Origin of the sequence: Chromobacterium sp. S0633 (genome assembly GCF_024158805.1) — a bacterium.
Classification (GTDB): Bacteria; Pseudomonadota; Gammaproteobacteria; order Burkholderiales; family Chromobacteriaceae; genus Chromobacterium.
The window spans coordinates 175,227-190,981 of the sequence record NZ_JAMZGH010000003.1; the positions used below are offsets into that span (position 1 = coordinate 175,227).

At 61.3% G+C, this 15,755-nt stretch carries 17 protein-coding genes; 12 read left to right on the forward strand and 5 right to left on the reverse strand.

Annotation, left to right across the window (positions count from 1 at the left end):
- Window positions 1-29 precede the first annotated feature (29 nt).
- Complete coding sequence (locus NK214_RS02935) at window positions 30-650, forward strand: DedA family protein (RefSeq protein ID WP_107800550.1); 621 nt, start codon at window positions 30-32, stop codon at window positions 648-650.
- A gap of 67 nt (window positions 651-717) precedes the next feature.
- On the opposite strand, the gene NK214_RS02940 is transcribed toward NK214_RS02935, so the two are convergent.
- Window positions 718-1,044, reverse strand: a complete 327-nt coding sequence (locus NK214_RS02940; RefSeq protein ID WP_199225927.1) for an FKBP-type peptidyl-prolyl cis-trans isomerase — start codon at window positions 1,042-1,044, stop codon at window positions 718-720.
- A gap of 187 nt (window positions 1,045-1,231) precedes the next feature.
- On the opposite strand from NK214_RS02940, the gene NK214_RS02945 reads away from it, so the two are divergent.
- Both NK214_RS02945 and NK214_RS02950 read left to right on the forward strand, forming a co-directional pair.
- Window positions 1,232-2,014, forward strand: coding sequence for a DUF2189 domain-containing protein (locus NK214_RS02945; RefSeq protein ID WP_107800548.1), 783 nt, complete (start codon window positions 1,232-1,234; stop codon window positions 2,012-2,014).
- Between the two features lie 11 nt (window positions 2,015-2,025).
- The gene (locus tag NK214_RS02950; protein WP_227104906.1) at window positions 2,026-2,976 is read left to right on the forward strand and encodes a D-2-hydroxyacid dehydrogenase; all 951 of its coding nucleotides are present in this window, start codon (window positions 2,026-2,028) and stop codon (window positions 2,974-2,976) included.
- Window positions 2,977-3,272: 296 nt separating this feature from the next.
- On the opposite strand, the gene NK214_RS02955 is transcribed toward NK214_RS02950, so the two are convergent.
- Window positions 3,273-3,752 carry a DUF1841 family protein gene (locus tag NK214_RS02955; RefSeq protein ID WP_199225926.1) on the reverse strand — a complete coding sequence of 160 codons (480 nt, stop codon included), beginning with the start codon at window positions 3,750-3,752 and terminating at the stop codon, window positions 3,273-3,275.
- Window positions 3,753-3,808: 56 nt separating this feature from the next.
- On the opposite strand from NK214_RS02955, the gene NK214_RS02960 reads away from it, so the two are divergent.
- Window positions 3,809-4,294: a glutathione peroxidase gene (locus NK214_RS02960; RefSeq protein ID WP_227104904.1), complete on the forward strand. Its 486-nt coding sequence runs from the start codon at window positions 3,809-3,811 to the stop codon at window positions 4,292-4,294.
- A gap of 32 nt (window positions 4,295-4,326) precedes the next feature.
- Here NK214_RS02960 and trmB read toward each other — a convergent pair whose 3' ends face one another.
- Window positions 4,327-5,007 carry a tRNA (guanosine(46)-N7)-methyltransferase TrmB gene (trmB, locus tag NK214_RS02965; RefSeq protein WP_253313730.1) on the reverse strand — a complete coding sequence of 227 codons (681 nt, stop codon included), beginning with the start codon at window positions 5,005-5,007 and terminating at the stop codon, window positions 4,327-4,329.
- Between the two features lie 37 nt (window positions 5,008-5,044).
- Entirely contained in the window at window positions 5,045-5,965 is a 921-nt protein-coding gene (locus NK214_RS02970) for an NAD-dependent epimerase/dehydratase family protein (RefSeq protein WP_253313731.1), read from the reverse strand.
- Between the two features lie 38 nt (window positions 5,966-6,003).
- Between NK214_RS02970 and NK214_RS02975 the strand changes: the two genes are divergently transcribed.
- From NK214_RS02975 to arcC, 6 genes are all read left to right on the forward strand, one after another.
- The gene (locus NK214_RS02975) at window positions 6,004-7,032 is read left to right on the forward strand and encodes a CDP-6-deoxy-delta-3,4-glucoseen reductase (protein WP_227104900.1); all 1,029 of its coding nucleotides are present in this window, start codon (window positions 6,004-6,006) and stop codon (window positions 7,030-7,032) included.
- A gap of 263 nt (window positions 7,033-7,295) precedes the next feature.
- On the forward strand, window positions 7,296-7,424 hold the full coding sequence (locus NK214_RS02980) for a DUF3149 domain-containing protein (RefSeq protein ID WP_019103856.1): 129 nt from the start codon (window positions 7,296-7,298) through the stop codon (window positions 7,422-7,424).
- 495 nt (window positions 7,425-7,919) lie between these two features.
- Window positions 7,920-9,359, forward strand: a complete 1,440-nt coding sequence (gene arcD, locus NK214_RS02985; RefSeq protein ID WP_107800543.1) for an arginine-ornithine antiporter — start codon at window positions 7,920-7,922, stop codon at window positions 9,357-9,359.
- Window positions 9,360-9,444: 85 nt separating this feature from the next.
- Window positions 9,445-10,677 (forward strand): arginine deiminase, encoded by a 1,233-nt coding sequence (locus NK214_RS02990; protein WP_043637845.1) that lies wholly within the window; start codon window positions 9,445-9,447, stop codon window positions 10,675-10,677.
- A gap of 133 nt (window positions 10,678-10,810) precedes the next feature.
- The gene (locus tag NK214_RS02995; RefSeq protein WP_048409588.1) at window positions 10,811-11,821 is read left to right on the forward strand and encodes an ornithine carbamoyltransferase; all 1,011 of its coding nucleotides are present in this window, start codon (window positions 10,811-10,813) and stop codon (window positions 11,819-11,821) included.
- Window positions 11,822-11,952: 131 nt separating this feature from the next.
- Window positions 11,953-12,897: a carbamate kinase gene (arcC, locus tag NK214_RS03000; RefSeq protein ID WP_107800542.1), complete on the forward strand. Its 945-nt coding sequence runs from the start codon at window positions 11,953-11,955 to the stop codon at window positions 12,895-12,897.
- 64 nt (window positions 12,898-12,961) lie between these two features.
- Here arcC and NK214_RS03005 read toward each other — a convergent pair whose 3' ends face one another.
- Window positions 12,962-13,999, reverse strand: coding sequence for a patatin-like phospholipase family protein (locus tag NK214_RS03005; RefSeq protein WP_107800541.1), 1,038 nt, complete (start codon window positions 13,997-13,999; stop codon window positions 12,962-12,964).
- Between the two features lie 318 nt (window positions 14,000-14,317).
- Here NK214_RS03005 and NK214_RS03010 point away from each other — a divergent pair, with 318 nt between their 5' ends.
- On the forward strand, window positions 14,318-14,662 hold the full coding sequence (locus NK214_RS03010) for a PadR family transcriptional regulator (RefSeq protein WP_107800540.1): 345 nt from the start codon (window positions 14,318-14,320) through the stop codon (window positions 14,660-14,662).
- Window positions 14,659-15,747, forward strand: a complete 1,089-nt coding sequence (locus NK214_RS03015; protein WP_235086650.1) for a DUF1700 domain-containing protein — start codon at window positions 14,659-14,661, stop codon at window positions 15,745-15,747. The genes NK214_RS03010 and NK214_RS03015 overlap by 4 nt, the downstream gene beginning before the upstream one ends.
- Window positions 15,748-15,755: the final 8 nt, after the last annotated feature.

Here is a 15,755-nt window from a genome sequence, read left to right on the forward strand (position 1 = left end):
AACGGAGACATGGCGGCAAGCGGAACAAAATGGACACTCTGCAAATACTTCTCGATTTTTTCACTGGCTACGGCTACATCGCCGTATTCACCGTGTTGCTGGTATGCGGTTTCGGCGTGCCGATTCCCGAGGACATCACCTTGGTGGCCGGAGGCATCATTTCCGGCCTCGGCTACACCAATGTGCATTGGATGTTTTTCGTCGGCATGGCCGGGGTGCTGGCCGGCGACGGCATCATGTTCACCGCCGGGCGAGTGTTCGGCAACAGGGTGCTGAAATTCCGGCCGATCGCGCGCATCCTGACCCAGGAGCGTTTCGAGGCGGTGCAGGAAAAGTTCGAAAAATACGGCAATTGGGTGCTGTTCGTCGCCCGTTTCCTGCCTGGGCTGCGTTCCCCCATCTTCATCACCGCCGGCATGACCCGCCGCATTTCCTACTGGCGTTTCCTGGTGATGGACGGCTTCGCCGCGCTGATTTCGGTGCCGGTCTGGGTGTATCTAGGCTATTACGGCGCGGCTAATCGCGAGTGGCTGATGACCATGGTGCACCGCGGTCAGGCCGGCATTCTGGCGGTGGTGGCGGCCTTGCTGCTGGGCGTGGCCTTCGTCTGGATGCGTCGTCGTCGTCAGCACCAGTGCGTGAAGAAATAATCCCGCGTCATCCCATAAAAAAAGCTTCCCTGAGGAAGCTTTTTTTACGTTCTTGCGCCGCTGGGGTTCAACCCACTTGCAAGAGCTCCACTTCGAACACCAGGGTGGCGTTGGGCGGGATCACGCCGCCGGCGCCGCGCGCGCCGTAGCCGAGCTCGGCCGGGATGGTCAGCTTGCGCTTGCCGCCCACTTTCATGCCGACCACGCCCTGGTCCCAGCCCTTGATCACATAACCGTCGCCCAGCGGGAAGCTGAACGGCTGGAAGCGGTCCTTGCTGGAATCGAACTTGGTGCCGTCGGTCAGCCAGCCGGTGTAATGCACGGTGACTTCCTGGCCGATGACGGCTTCGGCGCCGTCGCCTATCGCCAGTTCTTCGATAATCAGTTCGCTCATGATATGTCCTTGTCGCGCAAGCGCTGAATGAGGCCCGGCCCGGCGGCGCGGAAGGCGGCGCTCGCCAAGGGCCGTGGCAATCGCGGGATTATAGCAGCCGGATGGCCGGCTTGTGTTTTACGACGCGTGGCGTATAACGGTAAGGATGCGGGGCTGCCTCGCATCGTATCCTTGAGGGGGACTTGTCATGGACGCGACTCACGATATCCCGCGCGACCGCCCGGTTGCGCGCAGGGTGGAAACCTCCCGGCCGTTGCAATGGCTGAAAAAAGGCTTCCGCGACTTTCAAAAAGCCCCGGCCGACTGCCTGTTTTACGGCGCGGTTTTCGTGTTGATGGGGTATTTGCTGACCTTGTACTCCGAGCATTCTCCTGAACTGATCATCACCTTCGCCACCATCTTCCTGTTGGCCGGCCCCTTCCTGGCGATAGGCCTGTACGACATCGCCAAGCAGATGGAGGCTTTCGACGGCCATGGCAGGGTCAAGCTGGCGCACAGCATGGCGGCCTGGCGCGTCAATCTGCCTGCCTTCACCTTGTACGCGGCCTTGCTGGCGGTGCTGGTGTTCGGCTGGTTCCGGGTGTCCTTGCTGATGTTCGCGCTGTTCTACGACACCGCGGCCTTGCCGTCCTTGAACGACATCGTGGCCAACGCCTTCAACCCGGACAATGTCGTCTTCCTGGTGGCCTATTTCGCGGTGGGCTTTGTGTTCGCTCAGGTGGTGTTCTCGGTCAGCGTGGTCTCCATTCCCTTGATGCTGGATAAGGAAGTGGACACGGTCACCGCGATGATCGCCAGCGTGCAGGCGGTGCTGAAGAATGTGCTGACGATGGGGATATGGGCGGCTATCATTGTGGCCTTGAGCGCGGTGGGCTTTGTGACCTATTTCCTGGGCCTGATCATCATCATGCCGGTGCTGGCGCTGGCCAGCTGGCATGCTTACCGCGATTTGATCACCTTTGAGAGATGACTGAATAGCTGATGACCCACTCCGTCGTGTTTCTTGACCGGGACAGCTTGCCTGTCCCGGTTCCGCTTTTGCCGTTCCCGTCCGAATATCACGAGTTCCCCTCCACTAGCGTCGAAGACGCGGCGATGAACTGTTCGGGGGCTGACATTGTTATCACCAACAAGGTGCCGCTGCGGCGGGAAACCCTGGAGCAACTGCCCGGCCTGAAGCTGGTGGCGATCGCCGCCACCGGTTACAACCACGTCGATCTGGACGCCTGTCGCGACTTGGGCATCGCGGTGTGCAATATTCGCCATTACGGCGACGACACCGTGGCCGAACACGCCTTGACCCTGATGCTGGCCCTGGCCAAGAATCTGCCGGCCTACCAGCGCGACGTCGCCGCGGGGGTGTGGCAGCAGTCGCGGCAGTTCTGCCATTTCGGCGCGCCGATCCGAGATTTGCGCGGCGCGACCCTGGGCATCGTCGGCGCGGGCGGCATCGGCCTGCGCTTAGCGGAGCTGGCCGGCGCGCTTGGCATGCAGGTGATGTTCGTCGAACGCAAAGGCGCCAAGGAAGTGCGTTCCGGGCATGTGGCTTTTGCCGAGGCCCTGGCGCAGGCCGATGTGATTTCGCTGCATTGCCCGTTGACCGAGGACACCCGGGACCTGATCGCCCAGCCGGAATTGATCGTGATGAAGCCGGGTGCCTTGTTGATCAATACCGCGCGCGGTGGCCTGGTCAACGAGGAAGATCTGGTGGCCGCGCTCAAGTATGGGCAGTTGGGCGGCGCCGGTTTCGACGTTCTGAGCGAAGAGCCGCCGGTTCACGGCAATCCCTTGCTGAAAACCCGCTTGCCCAATCTGATCGTCACCCCTCATATCGGCTGGGCCAGCCGGCAGGCGATGGAGCGTTTGGCCGCGCAGCTGGTGGACAATATCGCCGCTTTCGTAGCGGGCATCGAGCGCAATCGTTTGTTGTGAGTTTGGGGCGTCAAGCCGGCGTAGGCCGGCTTTTTTGGCGGCGCATTTTAAATTATATATTCATATAAATGATTGGATATTTTATTTGTTGTTAACTGTTAAAAAACTATTTGCATTTTGTTTATTGTGAGAATAGCATGAGGAGGCTCTTCTGGCTTTGCCAGTACGAGCTGCCCCGCTTGATCGCCGTGGAGGGTTTCCCCCCACGGCTCTTTTTTTGCCTGTTTCGCGGCCATGCAAAACGCCCGGCGGAACCGGGCGTTGGGCTTGAGTCGGCGTCTGCCGGACGTGCGGCGTCAGTCCGGGACGTCGTTGGGGTTGATGCGAGGCTGTTCCTCCGCCCCCATGCCCAGCTTGCCGCGAATACAGCCGATGTAGCGGTTCACGTCCGGACCGCCGCCATGGCGCTGAGCGTGCCAGATCATTTCGCCCAGACAGTCCATCATCGCGTGTTGCGCCTGATGCTCGCTGCCCAGGCGCAGCGCCAGCTGCGCGTACAGAGAGCGGATGCCGAAGGGCTGGTCTATGGAGCGCTGTTCCTCAATCGCCACATGCAGGCCCAGATGCAGGAAGGGATTGCTCTGGCCCATTTCCGGCGTCCACTCCTGTTCCATATACTGTTCCGGCCGATCCAGAATGGCGTGATACTCCGGGTGGTCTATAAGAATGGGGAGCACCAGTTTTTCCAGGTCGGACAGGTCCGTTCCGGATTTGGATTTCTGCCAGGTGTCGAAGAAGAAGCGCCGGGCGTCCTGCCGGCTGGGATTGAACAACATCGGATAGTGCCTGAGTGGATTCTCGGGAGCGCTCATTATACGAGACGGAGGTGGCCATGACCACGCTTTACGACTTCTCCGCCGCGCGCATAGACGGCAGCGAACAGCCGCTGTCGGCGTACGCCGGCCAAGTGGCGCTAGTGGTGAATACCGCCAGCGAGTGCGGCTACACCCGGCAATACGCCGGCTTGCAGGACTTGCAGCATAGTCTGGGTGGCCGCGGTCTGGCGGTGCTGGGTTTCCCCTGCAATCAGTTCGGCGGCCAGGAGCCGGGCGACGAGGCCGAGATCGAGCGTTTTTGCCGGACGCGTTTCGAGGTGGATTTCCCTCTGTTCGCCAAGGTGGAAGTCAACGGGCCGCGCGCCCATCCGCTGTGGCGCTGGCTGACCCAGGCGGATTCCACCCACCCGCACCCGGTGAAGTGGAACTTCACCAAATTCCTGATCGATGCCAGGGGCAGGGTGGTCAAGCGCTACGAGCCGGCGGTGGAGCCGCATGAATTGCTGGAGGATATCGAGGCCTTGCTGCCTAAAGGCGGCTGAGACCCGCCGCTGGCGGCGGGTCCGGGCGGACATCAGCGCCGGCGGAAAATCACGTCCCACACGCCGTGGCCCAGCTTGATGCCGCGGGCTTCGAACTTGGTCAGCGGCCGGTAGTCCGGGCGCGGCGCGTAGCCGTCGGCGCTGTTGACCAGCTGAGGCTGGCCGCTGAACACCTCCATGATCTGCAGCGCGTAGTCTTCCCAGTCGGTGGCGGCGTGCAGATAGCCGCCCGGCTTGAGCTTGGCGACCAGCTTCTCCACCAGCGGGGCCTGAATCAGGCGGCGCTTGTTGTGGCGTTTCTTGTGCCAGGGGTCGGGGAAGAAAATATGCACACCGTCCAGGCTGCCGTCGGCCAGCATGTGGTCCAGCACTTCCACCGCGTCGTGGCGGATGATGCGCAGATTGCTCAATTCCTTTTCCGCGATCAGCTTGCACAGATTGCCGACGCCGGGCGAATGCACTTCCACGCCCAGGTAGTCCTGAGCCGGATTGGCGGCGGCGATTTCGGCGGTGGCGCCGCCCATGCCGAAGCCGATTTCCAGGATCTTGGGCGCGGCGCGGCCGAAGGCCTGCTCCAGATCGATGCGCTCGGGGCGGTATTCGATGCCCCAGCGCGGCATGCCTTCGTCCATCGCGCGTTGCTGGCCGGGAGACAGATGGCCTTGGCGCAGCACGAAGCTGCGGATGGCGCGTTGAAATGCCGGATTTTCCATAGAGAAGCCTGCTTAAAAACTCAAAAAAACCGCGATGTTACCGAATCTTGGCCGCCGAAGCGAGCGCGGCGGCGATGCGCTCCGGCGCTTGGGCCAGCGCCGCCAGGTAGTCGGCGGTGTCGGGCCAGCGGGGAGCCGGCAGCAATTCCCGGCGCAAGCGCCGGTTGCTAAGCCGTCTGGACTCCATCATATAAGACCATAGACCAGCGGAGACCCGGGCGCGGACCTCCTCCCGCGGCAACAGGGGCGGCAAGGTCAGGTCCAGCGCGGCGGCCAGCCGGCGATACCATTCGCTGATCGGCAGCGGCTGATCGTCGCTGGCGTTGAATACGCGCGGACCGCCGCGGCATTGCAGCAAGGCGGCCACGCAGGCGGCGGCGAGGTCGTCGGCGTGGATGTGATTGCTCCAGCTGTCCTCCTCCGGCCGGATCAGCGGCGTTTGCGAGGCGAAGCGGCTCAGCGGCAGGCGGTCGTCGGCGTAGATGCCCGGCGCGCGCAGCACCGTCAACTGGCAGCCGTGGGCGGCGGCGAAGCCGCGCAAGCAGGTTTCCGCGTCCAGGCGGCGCCAGGCGCGGTCATTGTGCGGGCGGAGGCGGGCGCCTTCGTCCAGCAAAGCCCCGTCGGCATTGCCGTACACGCCGCTGGTGCTGATATAGACTAGACGCTGTGGTATCCTGCAACCTTTTGCCAACGCAGACAACAACTTGCGCATGCGCAAGTCCTTGCGGCCGATTTCCTGGGGGGGAGCGGTCAGCAGCAGATCGTCGGCCAGGCCGGCCAAACGGCGCAAAGCGCGGGGGTCGTCCAGATCGCCCCGGATGGGCGTGACGCCCTGGCGGCGCAGCGCTTCCGCGCTAGCGTTGGAACGGCACAGCGCCAGCACCCGCCAGCGGCGGGTCAGTTCCGGCAGGGCGCGGCGCGCGACATCGCCGGCGCCGATGATCATTAAGGTTCGCATGATGCGCATTTTAGCCAGATATTGAGTAGAGGAAACAGATGACAGCGCAGGTGAAAGTGCTCCCCAGCGGGCATACATTTGGCGTCGAGCCGCATGAAACCGTATTGGAAGCGGCGTTGCGCCAGGGTGTGGGCCTGCCTTACGGCTGCCGCGACGGCGCGTGCGGCGCCTGCAAAGGCAAGGTGGTGGAAGGCGAAGTGAGCCAGGACGGTTTCCAGGAAAAGGCCTTGACCGAGGCCGAACGCGCCCAGGGCATGGCGCTGTTCTGTTGCGCCCGCCCCAAGGGCGACATCGCCATCGAGGCGCGCGAAGTGGCCGGCGCCGGCGACATCCAGATCAAGACCTTGCCGTGCCGCGTAGAGAAAATCGAAAAAATCCACGACGTGGCGGTGCTCAAGCTCAAGCTGCCGGTGTCCGAGCGCTTGCAGTTCAAGGCAGGCCAATACATCGACATCCTGATGAAGGACGGCAAGAAGCGCAGTTTCTCCATCGCCAACGCGCCGCATGACGACGCTTTCCTGGAACTGCATATCCGCAATCAGCCGGGCGGCTCTTTTTCCGAGTATGTGTTCAGTCAGATGAAGGAGCGCGAGATCATGCGCTTCAAAGGCCCGCTGGGCTCTTTCTTCCTGCGCGAGGACTCCGACAAGCCCATTCTTTTCGTGGCCAGCGGCACCGGCTTCGCGCCGGTCAAGGGCATCATCGAGCACGCGATTCATAGCGGCATCCAGCGCGAGATGGTGTTCTACTGGGGCGCGCGCACCAAGGCGGATCTTTACATGGCGGATCTGGCCGGCGCCTGGCAGGCGCAGCATCCCAACATCACCTTCATCCCCGTGCTGTCCGACGCGCTGCCGGGCGACGAGTGGGCGGGCCGCACCGGTTTTGTTCACCAGGCGGTGCTGGAGGATTTCGACGATCTGGCCGGCTATCAGGTTTACGCCTGCGGCGCGCCGCTGATGGTGGAGGCTGCGCACGGCAGCTTCACCCGCGAGCGCGGCTTGCCGGAAGACGAGTTCTTCTCCGACGCCTTCTTCCTGTCCAAGGACATGGGCGGCAGCAAGTGAACACGCCGGCGAGACAGGGATGACGTAAGCCGATTTTTTCAGCTGAACTGATTCGAACTGTATCGCCTGACGCACAACTGTAATGATATAAGTTGCTGATTTTTAGGAAATGAGCCCTTGGCGCGAGCCAGGGGCTTTTTATTTGTCTTGCATCAAACTTGGGGGTCATGCCATTTGATTTGCGTCAATGGACGGGCCGCCCAACTGGCTAAGATGAGGATCAAGAAACCTATATGGGGCGTGGCCCCGGAAAAGGAGTGGCGATGGAACTTCTGACTCTTCTTCTTTCCGACGATGTCGGCATTTTAAGCTTGGTGACCATTGTGGTGACCACCTTGGTGGTGCTGGGCGCTCTGGTGGCGATTTTCAAGAACGTGAAAAAACCGGAGTGAGCGCCTGGGCAAACAGGATGTGTTTATCCTCTTGATGTGTGTGTTGGTGGATGCGGTGGTGGGCCGCATCCACTTTTTTTTGCCCGCAATTGCCGTGGCCGCCTGCCTTATTCTCCGTCTCCTCTCTCCATCTTTATCTCACTGCTTCTTTGTCCCGTCTCTTTTGGCCGTTTGCGGCTCTTCTCTATTGGACGCGTTCAGACAATCTGATATTGCGTTTTATTTTTAATAAAAATTAAATACAAAATTAATTAAATGTTTTGTGCGCAGCACAATTGTTAGTTCTGCCAATTGTGTCTGGGGCTTCTATAAAGCTTTTGTTCTAATGTCGGGATGGGGCGAATGGAGCGGGAGGACGCTATTTGACGCAGGTCAAACGGATGTTCGACTGTTCTGGCGATCACTAAATCCGGGGTATACCATTGTCTCAGATGATAAGAATTTAATTATATAACAACAGATTTGCAGGTTAATGTACTCTCACGGAGAACGAAAATGTCTACGGAAACTGAAACCCAAGGCGGCGGCGCTCCCAAGCTCAAGCTTGGCGCGCTGACCGCTCTGGTGGTGGGCTCCATGATCGGCGGCGGCATCTTCTCGCTACCGCAGAACATGGCGGCGGGCGCCGGAGCCGGCGCCATTTTGATCGGTTGGGTGATTACCTTCTTCGGGATGTTGACTCTGGCATTCGCCTTTCAGATGCTGGCCAATCGCAAACCGGAAGTGGAGGGCGGCGTCTACGGCTACGCCAAGGCGGGTTTCGGCAACTATATGGGCTTCAACTCGGCCTGGGGTTACTGGATTTCGGCCTGGATCGGCAACGTATCCTACTTTGTGGTGATGTTCTCGGCGCTGGCCTTCTGGTTCCCGGTGTTCGGCGAAGGCAATACCACCACCGCCATCGTCTGCGCGTCCATTCTGTTGTGGGCCTTGCACTTCCTGGTGTTGCGCGGCGTGCACGGCGCGGCCTTCATCAACACCATCACCACCGTGGCCAAACTGGTGCCGCTGGCGCTGTTCATCCTGCTGGTCATTTTCGCCTTCAAAGTGGATACCTTTAATCTGGACTTCTGGGGCTCGGCCAAACTCGGCTCGGTCGTCGATCAAGTCAAGAGCACCATGTTGGTGACGGTATGGGTGTTCATCGGCATCGAAGGCGCGTCGATGTTCTCCAGCCGTGCGGAAAACATGAAAGAAGTGGGCAAGGCCACCGTGATCGGCTTCCTGCTGACCATCGCTCTGCTGGTTGCGGTATCGGTGCTGTCGCTGGGCGTGATGTCGCAAACTGAACTGGCCGCGCTGAAGAACCCGTCCACCGCCTATGTGCTGGAAAAAGCCATCGGCCCCTGGGGCGCCAATCTGATGAACGCCGGTCTGGTGATCTCGGTGGGCGGCGCGCTGCTGGCCTGGACGCTGCTGGCTTCCGAAGCGCCCTACCTGGCGGGCAAGGACGGCGTGATGCCCAAAGTATTCGGCACCACCAACGCCAATGGCTCCCCGGCCGCCTCGCTGTGGCTGACCAACGGCCTGATCCAACTGTTCCTGATCATCACGCTGTTCAGTTCCGCGGGCTACCTGGCGTTGCTGTCGCTGGCCACCTCGATGATTCTGATTCCTTACCTGTTGTGCTCCGGCTACGCCTTGCTGGTGGCCAAGCGCGGCGAGGGCTACGCCCAGGGCGAATCCAGCGGCAAAGAGTTCAGCATCGCCGCCGTCGCCTCGGTCTACGGTGTCTGGCTGATCTACGCCGCCGGCCTGAAGTATCTGTTCCTGTCCATGGTGCTGTACGCCCCGGGCCTGCTGTTCTACCTGTGGGCTCGCAAGGAACGCGGCGAGAAAGCGTTCACCGGCGCCGAGGCGGTACTGGCTGCGCTGATTGTAGTGGCGGGCTTGTTCGCCGCCTACGAACTGGCAACCGGAGCGCTGACGCTCTAAGCCGGAACCTTGTAAGAAGATTACCGGAGGCGCGCGAGATCCACGGGCCTCCACCAGCTCCCCCAATATCATTAAGGAGTTTGTCATGACCAAGTTTGGTGTTCATTCCGAGTGCGGCAAGTTGCGAACTGTGATGGTGTGCCGTCCCGGCCTGGCGCATAAGCGCCTGACCCCGGACAACTGCCACGGCCTGTTGTTCGATGACGTGATCTGGGTGGAACGCGCACAGAAAGACCATGCTTACATGGTTGAGCAAATGCGCTCCCGCGGCATCGAAGTGGTGGAGGTGCACGACGCGCTGGCCAAGGTCTTGGACGACAAAGCTTCCCGTGCCTGGATTCTGGACCGCAAGGTCAAGGCCGACAACGTAGGTATCGGCATGTTGCGCGATCTGCGCAGCTGGCTGGACGAAATGCCGTCTTCGCAACTGGCCGAGCATCTGGTGGGCGGCATCGCCAAATTCGAACTGCCGTTCGACCCGAAAGGCCTGTTCGGCGGCTACCTGGACCAATCCGAATTCGTGCTGCCGCCGGTGCCGAACAGCCTGTTCCAGCGCGACCCGTCTTGCTGGATTTATGAAGGCGTGACGCTGAACCCGATGTACTGGCCGGCGCGTCGTCAGGAAACCCTGATCCTGCAATCCATCTACAAATTCCACCCGATGTTCGCCGGCAAGGTGAAAGTATGGTGGGGCGATTGCGACCAGGAACACGGCCCGGCCACGCTGGAAGGCGGCGACGTGATGCCTATCGGCAACGGCGTGGTCCTGATCGGCATGGGCGAGCGCACCAGCCCGCAGGCGGTGGTGCAAGTGGCCAAACGCGTGCTGGGCAAGGAAGGCGGCGCCACTCGCGTGATCGCTTGCCAGATGCCTAAGTCCCGTGCGGCGATGCACCTGGATACCGTGTTCAGCTTCCTCGACATCGATCTCTTGTCGCTGTTCCCGGACGTGGTGGACGACATCACTTGCACCAGCATGTACGTTGGCGACCGCGAAGGCGAAATCCGCTTCGAACGCCACGAAGGCGTGCATCTGGTGGAAGTGGTGCGCCAGGCGCTGGGTCTCAAGGAAATCCGCGTGATCCAGACCGGCGGCGACGCCTACCAGCGCGAACGCGAACAGTGGGATGACGGCAACAACGTGGTGGCGCTGGATCGCCGCGTGGTGGTGGCCTACGACCGCAACACCTATACCAACCGCCTGATGCGCGAGCATGGCGTGGAAGTGATCGAGATTCCGGCTTCCGAGCTGGGCCGCGGCCGCGGCGGCGGTCACTGCATGACCTGCCCGATCACTCGCGACGAAGTGAAACTGTAATTCAGTTGTAGTGTCCCGGCCGCAGGCGCGGCCGGGAGGAAAACCCAAGATTCATGTGCAAAAAGACAGGTTGACCGCCGGTTTCCCCGGAAACGACGGCCGGCTTGCCCAGACTCTAATCAGGAGCAATATCATGGCTTTCAATCTGCGCAACCGTAACTTCCTCCGCATGCTGGACTTCACCCCGCGCGAAATCCGCTACATGCTCGACCTGGCCCGCGACCTGAAGCGCGCCAAGTACACCGGCACCGAACAGCAGCACCTGAAGGGCAAGAACATCGCCCTGATCTTTGAAAAAACCTCCACCCGCACCCGCTGCGCGTTTGAAGTGGCCTGCTACGACCAGGGCGCCAACGTGACTTACCTTGGGCCGTCCGGTTCGCAAATCGGCATCAAGGAATCGATGAAGGACACCGCCCGCGTGTTGGGCCGCATGTATGACGCGATCGAATACCGCGGCTTCGACCAGCACATGGTGGAAACCGAGCTGGCCAAGTTCGCCGGCGTGCCGGTATACAACGGTCTGACCGATGAATGGCACCCGACCCAGATGCTGGCCGACGTGCTGACCATGTGGGAAAACAGCGATAAGCCCATCTCCCAGATCAGCTACACCTATCTGGGCGACGCCCGCAACAATATGGGCAACTCCCTGCTGGTGATCGGCGCCAAACTGGGCATGGACGTGCGCATCGGCGCGCCCAAGCACCTGTGGCCGACCGACGAACTGGTGGCTCAGTGCCGCGAAATCGCCGCCAAGACCGGCGCGCGCATCACGCTGACCGAGGACGCCAAAGCGGCGGTCAAGGGCACCGACTTCATCCACACCGACGTATGGGTATCCATGGGCGAGCCGGCCGAAGTCTGGGCCGAACGCATCAAGCTGCTGAAGCCTTACCAAGTGAACGCCGCGCTGATGGCCGCCGCCGAGAACCTGCAAGTGAAGTTCATGCACTGCCTGCCGGCCTACCACAACAGCGAAACCAAGGTGGGCAAGGAAATCGCCGCGCAATATCCGGACCTGGCCAACGGCATCGAAGTGACCGAGGACGTGTTCGAGTCCGAAGCTTGCATCGCTTTCGAACAGGCCGAGAACCGCATGCACACCATCAAGGCCATCCTGGTGGCCACGCTGGGCGATTGATCCGGCCCTAGGCATCCCTAGCTGCACTTTGCCGGCCAAGGCTTCCCTGACCGGGAACCTTGGCCGGTTTCACATCAAGCACGCGGCTCGCCGTCGCAGACGGCGGGCGCGGCAATAGCGAGGAATAGAATATGCGAGTCGTCGTAGCTCTGGGCGGCAATGCCCTGCAACGTCGCGGCGAGGCCATGACCGCCGACAACCAGCGCGCCAACGTCAAAGTGGCCGCCGAACAACTGGCCGGCGTGACCCGGCTGGGCCACAACCTGGTGATGTGCCACGGCAACGGGCCGCAAGTGGGCCTGCTGGGCCTGCAGAACGACGCCTACGCCCGCCACGTGGACGAAAAAGTGACGCCCTATCCGCTGGACGTGCTGGGCGCGCAGACCGAAGGCATGATCGGCTACATGGTTGAGCAGGAACTGGGCAATGTGCTGCCCTTCGAAGTGCCGATCGCCACCATCCTGACCCAGACCGAAGTGGACGCCAAGGACCCGGCCTTCAAGAATCCGACCAAATTCGTCGGCCCGGTTTACAGCAAGGAAGAGGCGGACAAGCTGGCTGCGGAAAAAGGCTGGACGGTGAAGGCCGACGGCGAATACTTCCGCCGCGTGGTGCCCAGCCCGAAACCGAAGCGCATCTTCGAAATGCGCCCGATCAAGTGGCTGATCGAAAAAGGCGTGGTCGTGATCGCCGCCGGCGGCGGCGGCATCCCCACCATGTACGAGGGCGACAAGCTGGTGGGCGTGGAAGCGGTGATCGACAAGGATCTAGCCTCCGCCTTGCTGGCGCGTGAAATCGACGCCGATTACTTCGTGATCGCCACCGACGTGAAGAGCGTGTTCATCGGTTGGGGCACGCCGGAAGCCAAGGCGATCAAGCAGGCCCATCCGGACGAGATGGACAAACTGGGTTTCGCCGCCGGCTCGATGGGCCCGAAAGTGGAGGCGGCTTGCGAGTTTGCCCGTCTGACCGGCAAGAAGGCCGTGATCGGCGCGCTGGAAGACATCGAGAAAATCGTCAAGGGCGAGGCCGGCACGGTGATCTCCACCGAGCAGGCCGGCATCAGCTGGTATTGATGCCGTTTTTGCTTAGCCAAGCGTCAAGGGCTGCCGTCAGGCAGCCCTTTTTTATTGGCGGCGTCTAGCCCAGCAGCTTGCCGCGGTGCTGGCGGAGGAGGTCCTGTCCGGCTTGATAGCCGATCTGGTAGAGCTGGGACAGATTGGAGTGCGACCAGTCCAGCTCCTCGGCGCGGCGTTGCGGGTCAATCAGTTGGTCGAACTGGATCTTCAGCACCTCGGTGCGCGGCCGGCCTTGCTCGTCCTTATTGTGCAAGGCTTCGAACAGCTTCAGGTCGTCGCGCGCGATTTCGGTCAGCGGGGTGATGATGGATTGCACCCAGGCGTCGTAAAGGCCGCGCGGCGGATGCAGGAGCCGGTCGCTGCCCAGCACGTCGAACACCAGGGTGTAGTCGATGTGAGGATGATCGCGGAACAATTGCTTGAAGTTCAGCGTGTCTATGGCCGCGCCTTCGATGTAATCGCCGTCGGCCAGCGGATACGGCGGGTAGATGAAGGGAAAGGACAGCGCGGCCAGGAAGTGTTCATGACCGATCTCGCTCTTGTCCCAGCAACGCATCTCGCCGCGGCTGATGTTGTAGGCGTTCAGGTAGAACTGCGGCGCAATGGTCTTGAGGCGGTCGAAATCCACGATCTCCTCGATAAAGGGCACGTGCGCGCACAGGCCTTGGCTGTTGGGGCCCAGATCGCTGGGGCAGAGCGTGGCCAGCAGCAGCGATGTCCAGTCGGCCAGCAGACGCTGCCAAGGCCCTTGATCGGCCTGTTGTTGAATGCTCTGCAACAGGGGGTTCTGGCTTTGCCAGCTGCGCCACAGGTCGGCGGCCGGGCCGGGTTTGTTGAACACCTTGTAGTTGATCGGCAGCAGCCGGTAGATCGGATCGGATACGCCGAGATCGGCCAGCCGCCGCAAATTGTCCAGCGGCGAGCCCTTGCGCGGCGCCGCGTACAAGAGGCCGACGATGGCGCCGGCGCCGGAGGTGGAGATGATGTCGAATTCGACGCCGGCCTCCATCAGCGCGACCAGCGCGCCGGCCATCAAGGTTGCGTTGGGCGCGCCGCCGCCCAAGACCAGCGCGATGCTGGGCCTGTTTGCTTTTGCCATCGGAGTCCTCGTCGAGAGAGTGGCCGGTTGTTGCAACCGGTTGGGAGTATGACTTAGTTCAATGTCATTGTTGCTGTTGAATTATGGATGCCAAGGCGTATTTTGCAACGCAATATGGTGTCAGTAATGACATTCTGATTTGTTGCGAGAAAGCCGCAGTGACAGTGATTTGTCATTGGGTAATGAAAGATACCTTGCGGTACAAGGTAGTGGTTTGTATAGTGCAATCACAAGCAGATTGATGCCTTGGTCCGTCTAACTATCTTGCAATGCAAGGTAGTTGGGTGGAAAGAACCGGGCCGTTTCAAGGAAGGCAAGATGAAAACCCAGTTGAAGAAGGGGACCCTGGACATGTGCGTATTGGCGGTATTGGCCCAGTCCGACAGCTATGCCTACGAATTGGTCAGCACTTTGTCGCGCACGATGGAAATCAGCGAAGGGACGATCTATCCGTTGATGCGCAGGCTGCAGAACGAATCCTGGGTCAGCACCTATCTGGTGGAGTCGGCGTCCGGGCCGTCGCGTAAATATTACACGCTGACCGAGGCGGGCAAACGGGAGTTGGAATTGATGCGGCGCGAGTGGCAGGAATTCGTCAGCGAAGTGGACAGCGTGCTGAGCCGCCTGCCGGCGGCCGGCCAGCCGGGAGAACAACAAGCATGAACCGCAAAGCGTTTTTAGCGCAATTGGAACAGGCCCTGGCGGGGATGCCGGCCGAGGAAATCCGTGAAATCGTCGCCGACTACCAAGAGTACTTCAGCGACGCGCAAGAAGCCGGCCGCGACGAGGACGAGGTGGTCGCCGCCCTGGGCAGCCCGCAGAAGCTGGCCAAGGAACTGAAGGCGCAGGCGCATTACCGCCAATGGGAAAGCCATCGTTCCTTCGGCAATTTGATGAGGGTGGTGGCTTCGGTCGCCGGCCTGGGCGTGCTGAACTTCTTCCTGGCGCTGCCCTTCATGATCTACCTGCTATGCCTGTCCATAGGCTATATGGTGTCCGGCAGCCTGTTGATCGCCGGCGTGGCGCTGGTGGCGGCCTGGGGCGGCAACAGCCTGTTCGGCTGGCCGGAACTGGAGCCCAGCCTGTCGCCCGAGAACGGCAAGATCGAGTTCAAGCTTCAAGCCGATGGGGAGCCGGTCCACGGCGTGAGCCTGAAGCAGGGGAGGCTGTTGCTGACGCTGGAGGAGGATGAAACCGCCAGCCTGAAGTTGCGTAGCGGAGAGCCGGTCAGGGTCAGCTACGACGGCGGCGAGTTGAAAGTGGACGCTAGCAATCCGGCGGCGCGGCAAACGATCAAACACGAGAGCGAACGCTCCGTCAGCCTGGAGCGCGGCCAGCTGAGCGCGCTGACGCTGGTTTCGGACGGAGGCGACAGCATGGTGCTGGCGCAGGATGGGGATGGCCGTTCGCTGCGTTGGCGGATGATCTCGGCGCAGGCCTCCGCCGCCGTCGGCGAAGCCGGAGAAGCCGGCGATCTGGTGTTGAACGACGGCGAGAGCTCGCTGGTGATCAAGGATAACCGGCTGTCGCTGAAGGACGGCAAGGACCATATCGAGATCGACGGCATTCCGGGCTTGTCGCTGCAGGGGTCGGCGGCGGTCAGCGGTCTGGTGCTGTTATTGGTTGGCGGATTGGGGCTGGTGTTCTGCGTATGGCTGACGCGGCTGACCTGGCGCGGGCTGGTGCGTTACGTCCGTTATCAGATCGATTTGGTGGCGGGCAGGGGCTTGGGCGGCAACGCGGTGTGAGGAGTGGT